This window comes from Rathayibacter sp. AY1C6 (genome assembly GCF_002931535.1).
Taxonomy (GTDB): domain Bacteria; phylum Actinomycetota; class Actinomycetes; order Actinomycetales; family Microbacteriaceae; genus Rathayibacter.
Genome location: NZ_PSWC01000001.1, coordinates 100,402 through 115,365 on the forward strand (window position 1 = coordinate 100,402; position 14,964 = coordinate 115,365).

Consider the following 14,964-nt stretch of genomic DNA (forward strand, 5'->3'; position numbering starts at 1 on the left):
GGTACCGCTTCCTCCTCCGCCTTGCGACTGCCCCCTCCAGCACCCGCGCCCCTCTGGAGCAAGGGGAGAGGGGTGCGGCTGCGCCGGCACCAGTGCGCTGCGCCGGCACCAGTGCGGCAGCGGCGGCACCGGGCGGCTCCGTCGCAGGGCGACGTAGGGTGGCGGGATGGGTGAGCGGGTCGGGACGGCGGAGGCGGCGCGGAGCATCAGGGAGCCGCGGGAGGACGACGACAAGTACACGCGCGGGGTGCTGGGGATCGCGACCGGGTCGGAGCGGTACCCGGGAGCGGCGGTGCTCGGCGTCGAGGCGGCGGTGCGGACGGGAGTCGGCATGGTCCGCTACCTCGGACCGGAGCGACCCGGGGGACTGGTGCTCGCCCGGCGGCCGGAGGTCGTGACCGCGGTGGGGCGCGTGCAGGCCTGGCTCGTCGGCTCCGGCACCAGCGCCGAGGACCGCAGCGACGAGGAGCGGCGCACCCTGATCGAGCAGCTGCACTCGGGAGTCCCGGTGGTGCTCGACGCGGGCGCGCTCGACCTGATCGACGAGGCCGCAGGCCCGGTCGTCATCACGCCGCACTACCGCGAGCTCGCCGGAGTGCTCGGCCGAGCGGGTCTGGACGCGGACGCCGCGACGATCGCCGAGGCCCCGGGGGAGTGGGCGCGCCGGGCGGCGGACCGCCTCGGAGTCTGCGTGCTCCTCAAGGGCGGCACCACCCACGTCGTCGCGGGCGGCGTCGAGCTCGAGGTCTCCGGATCCACGCCCTGGCTGGCGACCGCGGGCAGCGGCGACGTCCTCGGCGGCGTGCTCGGCGCACTCCTCGCCGGTCGGGCCGCGGACGCCGAGGCGGCCGGGGAGACTCTGACCGCGGAGGACCTCGCCCCCCTGGCAGCCGCGGCCGCCGTCCTGCACGCGGAGGCCGGACGGAGCGCCTCCGCCGGCGGCCCGATCGCCGCGCTCGACATCGCGGAGCACCTGCCCGGGGTGGTCGCCGCACTGCTGCGCTGACACGCCCGTCGGACGAGCGCTGAACCGAACCGGGACCGCCGCCGTTGTCCTGGAGGAAGCGACGCCCGCGGCCCGGCTCACCGGCTCCGCACCGCCGCCTCATCGGGTGCTCGAAGCGAGCACCTCTACCGTCGGATCCGCCGCGTCCGCCTTGACCAGGAGAACAGACATGACCGCGAAGACCACGACTCCCGCCCGCTACGCCCTGACCCTCCTCGCCGGCGCCGGCACCCTCGCCGCGCTCGCCGCCTGCTCCAGCACCACCACGACCGGGAGCGACGCCGCCGACGCGGCGACCACCACCGCTCCGAGCACCGCCACCAGCTCCGCCCCCGAGGCCACCGGCGCCGCGTCCTCCGCCGCGAGCGGCAGCAGCTACGCCGACGGCACCTACGAGGCCGAGGGCGCCTACACCTCGCCCGGAGGGAACGAGAAGGTGGGCGTCTCGCTGACCCTCGCCGACGGCGTCGTCACCGACGTGACCGTGACCCCGGAGTCGGAGAACCCCACCGGCCAGCAGTACCAGTCGCGCTTCGCGGGCGGCATCGCGGGCGAGGTCGTCGGCAAGCAGCTCGACGAGCTGAAGGTCTCCAAGGTGTCGGGGTCCTCCCTCACCTCCGGCGGCTTCAACGACGCCGTCGAGACCATCAAGGCCGATGCCACGGCCTGACGCCCCGACGGTCCTCGGCCACGCGTGGCGGTTCGACGCGATCGGCACCGGCTGGCAGATCGACACCGCCGAGCCGCTCGGGCCCTCCCATCGCTCGCGGGTCGAGGCGCGCATCGCGGAGTACGACCGCACCTGGTCGCGGTTCCGTGACGACTCCGCCGTCTCGCAGCTGCGGGTCGGAGGCGAGCACGTCTTCCCCGACGAGGCGGTCGACCTCTTCGCACTGTACGACGTGCTCGACGAGCTGACCGGCGGGGCGGTCACCCCCTTCGTCGGCGGCTCTCTCGAGCAGCTCGGCTACGACTCCGCGTACACCCTCGTCCCGCGCGGACCCGCCGTCCCCGCTCCCTCCTGGGCCGCCGCCCGACGCGGGGCGGCGGGCCTGCGGATCGAGCCCGGGACCGTCGTCGACGTCGGCGCCGCGGGCAAGGGCCAGCTCGTCGACCTCGTCCTCGAGGAGCTCGACAGCGCCGGGCCCGCCGTCGTCGACGCGAGCGGCGACCTCCGGGGCATCGGAGCCGGACCCGTCCGGGTCGGCCTCGAGCACCCGTGGGACCCGAGCAAGGCACTGGGAGTGGCGGTGCCCGGCGACCGCGCGCTCTGCGGCTCGGCGAGCAACCGCCGCGCCTGGGGCAGCGGCCTCCACCACGTCCTCGACGGGCGGACCGGAGCTCCGGTCGAGAGCATCGTCGCCACCTGGGCGGTGGCCGACACGGCCCTCGTCGCCGACGGGCTCGCGACCGCGCTGTTCGTCTGTCCGCCCGAGGCCCTCGCCGAGCGCTTCGACTTCGAGTTCGTCCGCGTCCGCAGCGACGGCACCCTCCACTACTCGCCTTCCTTCCCCGGAGAGGTCTTCCGATGATCGGCACCTTCGACCGCGCCCTCGGCCGCGTCACCACCTACCGGCTGGTCTGGATGACGCTCGCCGCGCTCCTGCTCGTCGCCGTCGGCTACGCCGCAGCCGGCCTGATCTTCTCGACGCCGCTCGAGATCCTCGGCACGACGCTGGTCGCCGTCGCCTCGACGGCCCTGGTCAGCGCGGTCCTCGCGCGGCTGTTCCGCAGCCGCGCGCACCTGGAGTCCTCGCTCGTCACCGGTCTGCTGATCGCCTGCCTGCTCTTCCCGACGGCCGATCCCCGCGGGCTCGCCGTGATCGCGCTCGTCGGCGCGATCGCCGCCGCGTCCAAGTACGTCCTGGCCTGGCGGGGCCGCCACCTCTTCAACCCGGCCGCGGTCGCCGTGCTGATCATCGGCTTCACCGGGCTCAACGCCGGAGCCTGGTGGATCGCCAGTGGCGCGATCTGGCCGTTCGTCGTCGTGGGTTCCCTCCTGATCGTCGCGCGGGTCCGCCGCTGGGCCGTCTTCGCCGTCTTCGTCGTCGTCGCCGGCGGGGTGTCCGTGCAGCAGGCGGTGCAGAACGGCCAGGACCTCGGCGCCGCGGCGGCCCTGGTCCTCACGGCCTACCCCTTCGTCTTCGCCGGCGCCTTCATGCTGACGGAGCCGCTCACGCTCGCGCCGCGCCGCTCGCAGCAGCTGATCATCGCGGTCGTCGCAGCGCTCGTGGCGAGCGTCCCCTTCCACATCGGCGTCGTCTCCGCCACTCCGGAGCTGGGCCTCGTGGTCGGCAACGCCCTCGCGTTCGCCTTCGCGTTCCGCCAGCGTCGGCGGCACACGCTCGAGCTCGCCTCGACCCGCGTGCTGGCGCCGGGCATCGCGGAGTACCGCTTCCGCTTCCGCTCGCCGCTGACCTTCGAGCCGGGCCAGTGGCTCGAGCTCGACCTGCCGCACCGCGCCGACAGCCGGGGCAGCCGGCGCACCTTCTCGGTCTCCTCCGCTCCGTCCGACGGCGAGATCGCGATCGCCCTGCGGATGCCGGAGAAGGCGAGCAGCTTCAAGCGCGCCCTCGCCGCTCTGGAGCCCGGCGACTCGCTCCGGGCGACGAGCGTCGGCGGTGACTTCGTCCTGCCTGCCGATCCCGCCGTGCCGCTGCTGCTGGTGGCGGGCGGCATCGGAATCACCCCGTTCGCCAGTCAGCTCCGCTCGCTCGCGGACGGTCCGCGGCGCGACGTCGTCGTCGTGGTCGCCGCGCCGAGCCTCGCCGAGGTCGCGTACCGCGACCTGCTGCAGGAGTCGGGGGCCCGGGTCGTGCTCTGCTCGAAGGAGGCGCCGACCGACCTGCCCGCACGGTGGTCGCACGTCACAGGCCGACTGACCGCCGAGCTGCTCGCGGACGCGGTGCCGGACGCCGCCCGCCGCGTGGGCTACGTCTCCGGGTCGCCGTCGTTCGTCGACTCGGTCCGCGGCGCCCTGCGCGGTGCCGGGGCGAAGCGGATCCGCACCGACGCGTTCGCCGGCTACTGAGTTCGTCGGGTCGCGACGCCGTCTGCTGACGCTCGGCTGCGACCGACGCCGCCGGGGGACCGATGCCCGGCGGGAGCGGCGCTCTCAGGCGGGCTCAGGTGCTGCCAGGGTCCCGTTCAGCGGCCCCTCTACAATGACGCGGTGCCGTCCTCCCCTCCTCGAGCGTCCTCCCGCCTCCTCGCCCGGCTGCGCGAGAACCGCGACTCCGTCGCCGTGCTCTGGGGCGCCTTCGCGCTGGTGCACGTGGTGCTCTCCCTCCTGGCGCTGTTCGCTCCGGGTCTGCCGATGGGCGACGTCAGCATCGTCTACAAGGAGTGGATGAGGACCGCCGTCGAGGGCGGCGGCATCGCCGGGATCGACACGGGCTGGGTCTACCCGATCCTCGCCTGGGGCCCGATCGCCGCCTCCTGGCTCTTCGGCTCGGCGGGCTACGACCTGATGTGGCTCGTCCTCGTCGCGCTCGCCGACGCCGCCGCCTTCGCCCTGCTGCTGCGCGGCCGGTCGGCACCGCGCCTCGCCGCGGCGCGCTGGTGGCTGCTGTTCCTCGTCCTCCTCGGGCCGATCGCGATCGGCCGCATCGACGCCTTCACTGCGCCGCCGGCCATCGCCGGGATGCTCTGGGCGGCGACCCGTCCGGGCGTCGCGGCGCTGCTGCTGACCGTGGCCACCTGGATCAAGGTGTGGCCGGCCGCGATCCTCGCCGCTGCCGTGCTGGTCCTGCGCGGACGGCTGCGGATGATCCTCGTCCCCGCGGTCGCCTCCGTGATCATCGTGCTCGCGGTCGTCCTCGTCGGCGGCGGGGACCAGGTCTTCAGCTTCGTCACCGATCAGACCGATCGGGGCCTCCAGATCGAGGCCGTCGTGAGCACTCCCTGGATGTGGCTGTCGGTCCTCCCGGGATCGGGGAGCTACGTCTACTACGCCGCCGACATCAACACCTTCGAGATGCACGGGCCCGGCACCGAGTTCGCGGCGAGCCTGATGACCCCGCTGCTCGCTCTGGCCATGCTCGGCGTGGCCCTGCTGGGTGCCCGTGCTCTCGCCCGCCGGGCGGACCCCGCCAGGTTGTTCCCGCTGCTCGCGCTGACCTTCGTGGTCGTGTTCATCGACACCAACAAGGTGCTCTCGCCGCAGTACATCGTCTGGCTCGCGCCGCCGGTGATCGCCGGGCTGATCGCGTGCCGCGACGGCGCGTTCGACCGGCCCGCGAAGCTGACGCTCGTCACTGCGGCTCTGACCCAGGTGGTCTACCCGTACCTCTACCTCTTCCTCCTCTGGTCGCACTGGTGGATGGTGCTCGTGCTGACCGTGCGGAACATCCTCCTCGTGGTGCTGCTCGGCTGGCTGCTGCGCGAGCTGTGGAGGATGGGGACGGCGCGGGTCGTCGCACCCGGCGCCACGACTTCCGCGTCGTTGCTGACCGGCGAGACCCGCCTGGCGCCCCAGGGCTCGTAGGCTCGAAGGGCGCGGGGCCGGCACGCGGTGCGCGTAGTCAAGGAGGCACCCATGCTCGTCGCATTCTCGGTCGCACCGTCCGGGGGCGAGGCGCCCGACGCGTCCGTCCACGACGCCGTCGCCGCCGCCGTCCGCATCGTCCGCGAGAGCGGCCTGCCGTCGCGGACGACCTCGATGTTCACCGAGATCGAGGGGGAGTGGGACGAGGTCTTCGACGTCGTCAAGCGCGCGACGGAGGCCGTCGGAGCGTTCGGGACGCGCGTGTCGCTCGTCCTGAAGGCGGACATCCGCCCCGGCTACTCGGGCGAGATCGACGGCAAGATCGCCCGGCTGAACGACGCGCTGGGGGAGTAGCGGGTCCCCGCCACGACCTCTCGTGTCAGGGCGTGCTCGAATCGATTCGACATCCGCCCGATCCTGAGTAGCCTTGACCGGTGACGCTCTCGCCCGCTCGGACCCGCCTCGCCCTGCTCGCCCTCGCGATGGGGGGCTTCGGCATCGGCTCGACCGAGTTCGTCGCGATGGGGCTCCTCCCGCAGCTCGCCGCCGACCTCCTCCCCGGGGTCTGGGCCGCGAGCCAGGAGCAGGCCGTCTCGCAGGCGGGGATGCTGATCTCGGCCTACGCGCTCGGTGTCGTGGTCGGCGCCCCCACCATCGCCGCCGCAGCGGCGCGTTGGCCGCGCAAGAGGCTCCTCCTGACCCTCCTCGTCGCCTTCACCGTCGGGACGATAGGCTCGGCACTGCTCCCGAGCTTCCCGCTCGTCCTGGCCGCGCGCTTCGTCGCCGCGCTCCCGCACGGCGCCTACTTCGGCATCGCCTCCCTGGTCGCCGCCGACCTGATGGGTCCCGGCAAGCGCGGCAAGGGAGTCGCGTTCGTCCTCTCCGGGCTCACGATCGCGAACGTCGTCGGTGTGCCCGCGATCACCTGGGTCGGGCAGGTGGCCGGCTGGCGCAGCGCCTACCTCGTGGTCGCGGCGCTCTTCGCGCTGACCGTCGTGGCCGTCCAGCTGCTGGTGCCCGCGCAGCCCGGGAATCCGGCGGCGACCGTCCGCAACGAGCTGCGGGCGTTCGGGCGCCTGCAGGTCTGGATGACCCTGCTCGTCGGCGCCATCGGCTTCGGCGGACTCTTCGCGATGTACAGCTACATCTCGCCGCTCGCGACCGAGGTGACGGGCTTGCCGCTCGGCGCGGTCCCGTGGATCCTGGTCGTCATCGGCCTCGGGATGACCGTCGGCAACCTCGTCGGCGGGTGGGCCGCCGACCGCGACGTGCGGCGGGCGCTGGTGGTGTTCTTCGCCGGCGTCGGCGTCTCGCTGATCGGGCTCGCGCTGTCGGCCTCGTCGGTCGTCGGGCTGGTGGTGTTCGCGTTCCTCTCGGCGGGCTTCTCGGCGGCCGCGTCGCCCGCGATCCAGACCCGGCTGATGGACGTGGCGCGCGACAGCCAGACGATCGCGGCCGCGCTCAACCACTCCGCCCTCAACATCGGCAACTCGGTGGGTGCCGCGCTCGGCGGCCTGACGATCGCCGCCGGACTGGGCTACCTGTCGCCCATCTGGGTCGGCGTGGGCCTGACCGCGGCCGGAATCGTGCTCGCCCTCGGCAGTATCGCGATCGACCGCGCCCGAGGCACGGTCTACCCGGTCCACCGCGAGCCCGCCCAGCCGGGCACCGGCGGCATCCCGGTCGACGCGCTGTAAGCAGAGCGCGGCCAGGGCCTCTGGAAGACTCTCGGCATGCGCGCCGTGAGCTACTCGTCCTTCTCCGCCCTCCCCGCGATCGTCGAGGTCCCGGAGCCCGTCTGCCCCGTCGACGGCGTCGTCGTCCGCGTCGCGGCGACCGGGGTGTGCCGGAGCGACTGGCACGCATGGAAGGGGCACGACGACTCGGTCGTCCTTCCGCAGATCCCCGGGCACGAGTTCGCCGGGACGGTGATCGCGACGGGAGCCCAGGTGTCGCTCTTCGCGGTCGGTGACCGGGTCACAGCGCCGTTCGTGTTCGCCTGCGGCGACTGCGAGCAGTGCCGGGAGGGGGCGACGCAGGTGTGCCTCCGGCAGCAGCAGCCGGGGTTCACCCTCGACGGGTCGTTCGCCGAGGTGGTGGCCGTGCCGGGTGCGGACCTCAACCTGGTGCGCCTGCCCGACTCCGTCGGCTTCGTCGAGGCGGCCGGTCTCGGCTGCCGCTTCGGGACCGCGTACCACGCCCTGCACGAGCGCGGCCGGGTCGCCCCGGGGGAGTGGGTCGCGGTGCTGGGCTGCGGCGGAGTCGGCCTCTCCGCGGTGATCGTCGCGCTCGCGGCCGGGGCCCGTGTGGTGGCGTCGGACGTCTCCGCCCTGGCGCGGGAGGCCGCAGCCGCGCTCGGGGCGGTGACCGTCCCCGGAGGCGAGGGTGCCGCCGAGGCGATCCGGGCGGCGACCGGAGGAGGTGCGCATCTGGCGATCGACGCCGTCGGAAGCAGGGTCACCGCGGAGGCGTCGATCGCCGCCCTGCGTCCGCGCGGCCGGCACGTGCAGGTGGGTCTGCTGCTCGGGCCCGACGCCGCACCGGCGATCCCGCTCGGCCGGGTCATCGCCCAGGAGCTGGAGCTGCTGGGCAGCCACGGCATCGCCCGGAGCGGCTACACGGCCCTCCTCGACGACGTCGTCGCCGGCCGTCTGCGCCCCGCCGACTCCGTCGGCCGCACCATCGCCTTCGAGGACCTGCCCGCCGCCCTCGTCGCGATGGACGCCCCCGCCGCCACGCCCGGCATGACGGTCGCCGTCCTGGCCCCCTGACGCGGGCCCGCAGCAGCACGGGCAGTCCCGGTCCGGTGGGTCTCGATGCCCCGCGTCCCGCGGCATCTCGACCAGCATCGACCCGTTGTCCGTGCCTGGCGGTTCTCGATAGGCCGCGTCCCGCGGCTACTCGACCGGCACGACTCAGGCACGCCCGCACTGCACGCCCGCAGGAGCAGGTGGCGGCCGCTCGACGAGGTGGAGCCCGCCGACAGCGATCCGCGTGCCGGCGGATCGATGCCGCGCGACGCACCTCGCTCTGCGGAACGCACCACGTCGTGAAGCCGACCGCGCCGCGGCGGGCGGGGACCGCCGCGCCCTCGTGGAGTCCGCCGACAGCGATCCGCGTGCCGGCGGATCGATGCCGGGCGACGCACCCCGCTCTGGGGAACGCACCACGTCGTGGAGCCGACCGCGCCGCGGCGGGCGGGGACCGCCGCGCCCTCGTGGAGCCCGCCGACAGCGATCCGCGTGCCAGCGGATCGATGCCGGGCGACGCACCCCGCTCTGGGGAACGCACCACGTCGTGAAGCCGACCGCGCCGCGGCGGGCGGGGACCGCCGCGCCCTCGTGGAGCCCGCCGACAGCGATCCGCGTGCCAGCGGATCGATGCCGGGCGACGCACCTCGCTCTGCGGAACCCGCCACGTCGTGAAGCCGACCGCGCCGTGGCGGGCAGGGACCGCCACGGAAGAGGACTCAGTCCGTCTCGATGAGGATCCCGTCGTGGATGGCGCGCTTGCGGAGCGCCACCTTCGTGCCGACGTCGATGCCGACGACGCGGTACTTCTCGCGGATCCGCTTGAGGTACGACTTCGCCGTCTCCTCCGAGATGCCCAGCTCGAACGCGACCGACTTCACCGGCTCGCCGCCGCCGTAGAGGGCCATCACTCGGCGCTCCTGCGCGCTGAGCTTCGGCGCTCCGTCGGAGTCGCCGGTGGAGAGCGCCATGTCGAGCTCGTGCGAGATGTAGGAGTGGCCGTCCTTGGCCGCGCGGATCGCCTCGACGATCATGTCCGCGTCCTCGGTCTTCACCAGGTAGCCGAGGGCTCCGGAGGCGAGTGCCTCGCGGACCACGGCGGGCTCGGAGTAGGTGCTCATCAGCACGGTCTTCACCCCGGTGGTCTTGAGGGTCGAGAGCTTCACCGAGATCGGGATGTTGTCCTTGAGGTCGAGGTCGAGGAGGACGACGTCGACGGGGAACTCGGGGTGCGTGAGCAGCTCGGGCCAGGAGGCGACCGCGGCCACCAGCTGGATGTCGGAGGCGGCTCCGCGGATCCACTCCGTGAGCGCTCCGAGGAGCATCTTGTGGTCGTCCACGACCGCGAGAGTGATCTTCGCGTCAGCGGTGGGTGTCATCGGTGTCCTTCGGTCGGCGGTCGTCGGCGGTCTCTCGGCGGCTGCTCACCGGTCGGCGGGATTCTCGACCAGGCAGTCGACCTCGATGCGGAGCTCCCCGTCGCGCGAGGTGTCGCGGAAGACGCCGACCTGAGCGATAGCCTCCCACGTCGCAGGATCGACGCCGCGCAAGGGCGCGCCTGAGGAGCGGAGCGTGATCGGCACGAGCAGTCCTCGGGCGGCCGTCCCGGCTCCGGGATCGCGGGGGCTGCCCGACTCGACGTGGAGGACCACGGCGAGCCCGGTCGCGCTGTCGGCGATCAGCCAGATCGCCGAGAGGAGCCCGTCGCGCTGCTGGTGCCCGAGGAGCCCGGCGGTGCCGTCCGGGTCGTCGAGCTCGACGAGCGGCGCGAGCAGCTCGGACTCGAGCACGGCATGGTGCAGCCAGGTCTCGCGCCGCCCCTCGATGAGGTGGAGGCGGAGCTGGGTGGCGAGCGAGGTCGCGTGGGCGGCGCGCTGGGCGTCGAGGGGCAGGCGGACCGAGCCGTCGCCCACCTCGGCGAGGAGGCGCTCGGCGGCGAGGTCGAGCCGTGCGAGCTCTTCCGAGGCGAGCATCCCGACCGCGTAGCGCGGGCCGAGCGTGGTGCTCTGCACGAGGGCGCGGTCGATCTCGAGCTGGACCATCCGGCGGAATCCGCGCATCATCACGACCACGACGACGGCCGGCGCGATCGTCACCACGAGGGCGCTGATGCGCACCGAGAGCGCGCCCGCGCCGCCCGACTCCATCGAGAGGAACGCGATCACCTCGGCGATCGCGACGAGGGCGCTCACCGCGAGGATCTCGATCCCGCGCCGGTGGACGATCAGCGCGGCGTGCGCGACGGCGCCCGCGACCGCGGCGGTGGGGACGGTGCGGGCCGCGCCGGAGTCGGTCACGGCCACCAGGTCGAGCACGACGGCGGCTCCGAGGGCGACGAGGAAGCAGAGGTAGACCGGGAGCGGCAGGCGGCGTCCGCCGAGGTGGATCGCGAGGACGGTGGACCCGAAGGCCAGGACGACGAGGACCCAGGCGATCGCCGCGGGTGCGAGGTCGCTGTAGCGGGAGGAGGTCGAGAGGAAGATCAGCAGCTCGTAGGCGAGGATCGCGGCGGCGATGCCGTTGAGGCCGCTGCCGAGGTAGTTGGTGCCGAGCCCCTCCTGCTGGCGGCGGACCGAGCGGGCCGACCGGGAGGAGCGGCCGTGCGTCGCGGGCACGCGTCCCAGCAGCGGGGCCCGCGACTCCGGCGCGGGGCTCACTTCGGGACCTCCAGCACCACGGTCGTCCCCGATCCGGGGGCGCTGAACAGTCTGGTGCGGCCGCCGACGTCGCCGAGCCGGGCGATCACCGACTCCTTGAAGCCGAGCTTCGTGTCGGGGACGGTCGCGATGTCGAAGCCCGCGCCCGCGTCCGTGACCATCGCGCGGACGGTCGTCTCGTCCTCGGTGATCGTCACGTCGGCCGAGGCGACGCCGGAGTGGCGGCGCACGTTCTCGAGGCACTCCGCCAGGGCGAGCACGAAGGAGTCGAGGGCCGCGCCGGTGAGCGCCACCTGGCCGGAGCCGTGCCAGATCACGTCGAGCCCCATCCGGCCGAAGCGGTTGCGGACGGTCTCGAGGGTGTTGGCCGCGGGGGCGGAGGTGACGCTGGTCAGCTGGTAGGAGCCGGACGCGCTCGGGGTGGGGGTCCCGCCGAGCCGGAGCTGGCGCAGGAGCTGCGCGTCCTGCGCCGCCTGCTGCCGGAGCGCGTCGACCGACACTCCGCGGCCCGAGTGCGCGAGGAGCGTGAGGGTGGCCAGCACCGTGTCGTGCAGGAGCCGCGCGCCCTGCCGGCGCTGCGCCTCCGTCTCGCTGGCGAGGCGCTCCACGCGGTGCGCGTTGCCGATGCTGTCGATCCGCCGCACCACCCGCGGGACCGCTGTGCCGATCCAGAGGGCGAAGCCGCAGAGCGTGCCCCAGGGCAGCAGGCTCTGGACGACCACGGTGGGGATCATGGTGCCGCTCGAGACGAGCACCGACGGGATCAGGCTCGGGAGGAGCACCGGCAGCAGCAGGAGCAGGCGGCGCGCGGACGTCGTCACGACCACGGCGATGCTCGCGGTCACGGCGTTCGCGGTGTTGACCAGGACGAACCCGGCGAAGTCGGCGCCCGGAGCGAGCCCCAGGGCGAGGCCCCAGCCCAGCAGCAGGCCGCCGACGGCGACCGCGATCACGCGGCTGCGGCGCCCCGTCCGGGCGAGCTCGACGTGGGCGGCCATCATGCCCAGGAGCAGCGCGACGGCGAACGGCACGGCGGCGGGCTGGAGCGTTCCGGGGATGAGGGCCATGCCGAGCGCCCCCGCTTCCGTGAGCAGGCCGATCCCGCAGGCGGAGTGGCGCAGCAGCCGGTCGCGCTCGCGGGCGCTGCGGATCATCGGCACGCTCTGGCCCCCTCCGGTCGTGGCGCGGGGCTGGCCCCCGTCTCACGATAGCCACTGCCCGGGCCGGTCGGAGCGGTTCGGGGCGTCGAACCGCGCCGGGGTCGGGCGGGTCAGGCCGTCGCGGGATGCGCCAGCAGCCGGGCGAGGTGCGCGCCGACCGCGTCGTCCTCGATGAGGAACCCGTCGTGGCCGAACGTCGAGGTGATCACCGCGACCTCTCCGCCGTCGAGAGCGCCGGGAGCGTGCGCCGCGATGATCCGCTGGCCCTCGACCGGGAAGAGCCGGTCGCTGTCGATGCCGAGGACGAGGGTCGGGCTGGTGATCCGGGAGAGGGCGGCCGCCTCGCCGCCCCGGCCGCGGCCGACGTCGTGCGAGTTCATCGCCTCGACCAGCGTGATGTAGCTGTTCGCGTCGAAGCGGCGGGTGAACTTGTTGCCGTGGAAGTCGAGGTACGACTCCACGGCGAAGCGGCCGCCGCCGCCGAGCGGGCTGAGCCCCGACTGCCAGCTGCGCTCGAAGCGGTCGTTGAGCTCGGAGGGGCTGCGGTAGTTGAGCAGTGCCATCCGGCGGGCGAGAGCGAGGCCGTGGTACGGGCCCTGGCCGTCGCCGGCGTCGTAGTAGGAGCCGCCCGCGAAGGCCGCGTCGTTGCGGATCGCCTCGAGCTGCACGAAGTTGAGGGCGATCTGGTCGGCCGTGGCCCGCGGGGGAGCGGCCAGGACCGCGAGGCGCGCGACCCGCTCCGCGTGGTCGATCCCCCACTCCAGCGCCTGCATCCCGCCCATCGAGCCGCCGATGACGGTGTGCCAGCGCTCGACGCCGAGCAGGTCGCTGAACTGCACCTGCGCCCGCACCTGGTCGCGGATGCTCGTGTACGGGAACCGTGCGCCCCACTCGTGGCCGTCGGGGGCGAGGGACGCGGGACCGCTGGAGCCCTGGCAGCCGCCGAGCATGTTCGGGGCGACCACGAAGAAGCGGTCGGTGTCGATCACGAGGCCGGGTCCGACGAGTCCCGACCACCAGCCGTCTGTCGCGTGGCCGGGATCGCCGCGGCCGAGCAGGTGGGAGTCGCCGGTCAGCGCGTGCAGGACGAGGACGGCGTTGTCGCGGCGCTCGTTCAGAGCGCCCCAGCTCTCGTAGGCGATGCGGGCGTGGGGGAGGCGGCCGCCCGCCTCGAAGTCGAACGGGCCGAGGTCGACGAAGCGGCGTCCGCCCGGGTGGTCGCCGTCGCGCCAGGCTCCGGTGGCGGGCGGCTTGCCGATGACCGAGAGGAGCTGGCGCTCGGTGACGAACGCCGACGGGACCGTGTCCTCGAGTGTCTGCTGCCAGTCCATAGCGCTGTCCATCGTGTCAGAGCGCCGCGGGGCGGAGCCGTTTGTTACGCCCTGCTCCCGCGCTCCTCCGCCCGCGCGCGGAGCGCCCTGACGCGATCCCCGAGCACGGGGACCCCGTCAGGGCGCCGAGGGGCCTCAGGCGTTCGCTCGGGAGGCCTCGACGACGGCGCGCGCGGCGCGGAGGGCCTGGTCGAGGTCGGCGCGGAGGTCGTCGACGTTCTCGAGTCCCACCGACAGGCGCACCAGGCCCGGAGTGACGCCGGCGGTCAGCTGCTGCTCGGGCGAGAGCTGCGAGTGCGTGGTCGACGCGGGGTGGATGACGAGCGAGCGGACGTCGCCGATGTTGGCCAGGTGCGAGAACAGCTCCAGCGAGTCGACGAAGGCCCGGCCGGCGTCCACTCCGCCCTTGAGCTCGAACGAGAGCACCGCGCCCACGCCCTTCGGCGCGTAGCGGTTGGCCGCGGCGTACCAGGGCGAGGTGGGCAGGCCCGAGTAGTTCACCGAGGCGATGTCGGAGTGGTTCTCGAGGTACTCCGCGATCTCCTGCGCGTTCTGCACGTGGCGCTCGATCCGGAGCGAGAGGGTCTCGATGCCCTGGATGAGCTGCCAGGCGCTCGCCGGGGCGATCGAGGCGCCGAGGTCGCGCAGCAGCTGCACGCGGGCCTTGATGATGTAGGCGAGGGAGTCGCCGACCGCGGCGGTGTAGACGGCGCCGTGGTAGGACTCGTCCGGCGTGGTGAGGCCGGGGAAGCGCTCGGCGTTCGCGGTCCACGAGAAGCGGCCGCCGTCGACGATCGCTCCGCCGATGACCGTGCCGTGGCCGCCGAGGAACTTCGTCGCCGAGTGCACGATGATGTCCGCGCCGTGCTCGAAGGGGCGGATCAGGTAGGGCGTCGCGATGGTGTTGTCCACGATCAGGGGCACGCCGGCGTCGTGCGCGACATCGGCCACGGTGCGGATGTCGAGGATGTTGATCTTGGGGTTGCCGACGGTCTCGGCGAAGAACAGCTTCGTGTTCGGACGGACGGCGCGGCGCCACTCCTCGCGGTCGTCCTGGTTCTCGACGAAGGTCGTCTCGATGCCGAGCTTGGCGAGGGTGTACTTGAAGAGGTTGTAGGTGCCGCCGTAGATCGAGGACGACGAGACGATGTGGTCGCCGGCCTGGGCGATGTTCAGCACGGCCGCGGTCTCGGCGGCCTGCCCCGAGGCGAGCAGCAGGGCGCCGGAGCCGCCCTCGAGGGCGGTGAGCCGCTCCTCCACGACCGCCTGGGTCGGGTTCTGGATGCGGGTGTAGATGTTCCCGAACTCGGCCAGCGCGAACAGGTTCTGGGCGTGCTCCGCGTTGTCGAAGACGTAGGAGGTGGTCTGGTAGATGGGCGTCGCGCGGGCCTTGGTCACCGGGTCCGGGGCGGCGCCCGAGTGGATCTGCTTGGTCTCGAACTGCCACTTCTCGGAGTCGGTCATGGTGCTTCCCATCGGATCGTCGGGGTCGGTGACGGGGCCGTTCTCCGTCGCGACGAGCGTACGCGGGGGCCCCACCGGGCGGCCAGGACCGCCGACACACGGGGTAACGG

At 73.5% G+C, this 14,964-nt stretch carries 13 protein-coding genes; 8 read left to right on the plus strand and 5 right to left on the minus strand.

Going from position 1 to position 14,964, the window contains the following annotated elements:
- Positions 1 to 166: 166 nt before the first annotated feature.
- The 8 genes from C5D36_RS00405 to C5D36_RS00440 all read left to right on the plus strand — a co-directional run bounded on the left by C5D36_RS00405 (position 167) and on the right by C5D36_RS00440 (position 8,263).
- On the plus strand, positions 167 to 1,006 hold the full coding sequence (locus C5D36_RS00405) for an ADP/ATP-dependent (S)-NAD(P)H-hydrate dehydratase (protein ID WP_104294957.1): 840 nt from the start codon (positions 167 to 169) through the stop codon (positions 1,004 to 1,006).
- A gap of 169 nt (positions 1,007 to 1,175) precedes the next feature.
- On the plus strand, positions 1,176 to 1,676 hold the full coding sequence (locus C5D36_RS00410) for an FMN-binding protein (protein ID WP_104224453.1): 501 nt from the start codon (positions 1,176 to 1,178) through the stop codon (positions 1,674 to 1,676).
- Positions 1,663 to 2,538 (plus strand): FAD:protein FMN transferase, encoded by an 876-nt coding sequence (locus C5D36_RS00415; RefSeq protein WP_104294958.1) that lies wholly within the window; start codon positions 1,663 to 1,665, stop codon positions 2,536 to 2,538. The genes C5D36_RS00410 and C5D36_RS00415 overlap by 14 nt, the downstream gene beginning before the upstream one ends.
- Entirely contained in the window at positions 2,535 to 4,037 is a 1,503-nt protein-coding gene (locus C5D36_RS00420; RefSeq protein WP_104294959.1) for an oxidoreductase, read from the plus strand. The genes C5D36_RS00415 and C5D36_RS00420 overlap by 4 nt, the downstream gene beginning before the upstream one ends.
- A gap of 141 nt (positions 4,038 to 4,178) precedes the next feature.
- Positions 4,179 to 5,492, plus strand: coding sequence for a glycosyltransferase 87 family protein (locus C5D36_RS00425; RefSeq protein WP_104294960.1), 1,314 nt, complete (start codon positions 4,179 to 4,181; stop codon positions 5,490 to 5,492).
- 51 nt (positions 5,493 to 5,543) lie between these two features.
- Positions 5,544 to 5,846: a thiamine-binding protein gene (locus tag C5D36_RS00430; RefSeq protein ID WP_104224449.1), complete on the plus strand. Its 303-nt coding sequence runs from the start codon at positions 5,544 to 5,546 to the stop codon at positions 5,844 to 5,846.
- Between the two features lie 128 nt (positions 5,847 to 5,974).
- Positions 5,975 to 7,189 carry an MFS transporter gene (locus tag C5D36_RS00435; protein WP_104295038.1) on the plus strand — a complete coding sequence of 405 codons (1,215 nt, stop codon included), beginning with the start codon at positions 5,975 to 5,977 and terminating at the stop codon, positions 7,187 to 7,189.
- 36 nt (positions 7,190 to 7,225) lie between these two features.
- Positions 7,226 to 8,263: an alcohol dehydrogenase catalytic domain-containing protein gene (locus C5D36_RS00440; RefSeq protein ID WP_104294961.1), complete on the plus strand. Its 1,038-nt coding sequence runs from the start codon at positions 7,226 to 7,228 to the stop codon at positions 8,261 to 8,263.
- A gap of 698 nt (positions 8,264 to 8,961) precedes the next feature.
- Here the strand turns inward: C5D36_RS00440 and C5D36_RS00445 are convergent.
- The 5 genes from C5D36_RS00445 to C5D36_RS00465 all read right to left on the minus strand — a co-directional run bounded on the left by C5D36_RS00445 (position 8,962) and on the right by C5D36_RS00465 (position 14,854).
- Entirely contained in the window at positions 8,962 to 9,621 is a 660-nt protein-coding gene (locus tag C5D36_RS00445; protein WP_104224447.1) for a response regulator, read from the minus strand.
- Positions 9,622 to 9,666: 45 nt separating this feature from the next.
- Complete coding sequence (locus C5D36_RS00450; RefSeq protein WP_104294962.1) at positions 9,667 to 10,899, minus strand: hypothetical protein; 1,233 nt, start codon at positions 10,897 to 10,899, stop codon at positions 9,667 to 9,669.
- Positions 10,896 to 12,053: a sensor histidine kinase gene (locus C5D36_RS00455; RefSeq protein ID WP_104224445.1), complete on the minus strand. Its 1,158-nt coding sequence runs from the start codon at positions 12,051 to 12,053 to the stop codon at positions 10,896 to 10,898. Before C5D36_RS00455 ends, C5D36_RS00450 begins: the two co-directional genes overlap by 4 nt.
- Positions 12,054 to 12,169: 116 nt before the next feature.
- The gene (locus C5D36_RS00460) at positions 12,170 to 13,390 is read right to left on the minus strand and encodes a homoserine O-acetyltransferase (protein ID WP_104232776.1); all 1,221 of its coding nucleotides are present in this window, start codon (positions 13,388 to 13,390) and stop codon (positions 12,170 to 12,172) included.
- 135 nt (positions 13,391 to 13,525) lie between these two features.
- Positions 13,526 to 14,854, minus strand: coding sequence for a bifunctional o-acetylhomoserine/o-acetylserine sulfhydrylase (locus tag C5D36_RS00465; RefSeq protein ID WP_104225507.1), 1,329 nt, complete (start codon positions 14,852 to 14,854; stop codon positions 13,526 to 13,528).
- Positions 14,855 to 14,964 lie beyond the last annotated feature (110 nt).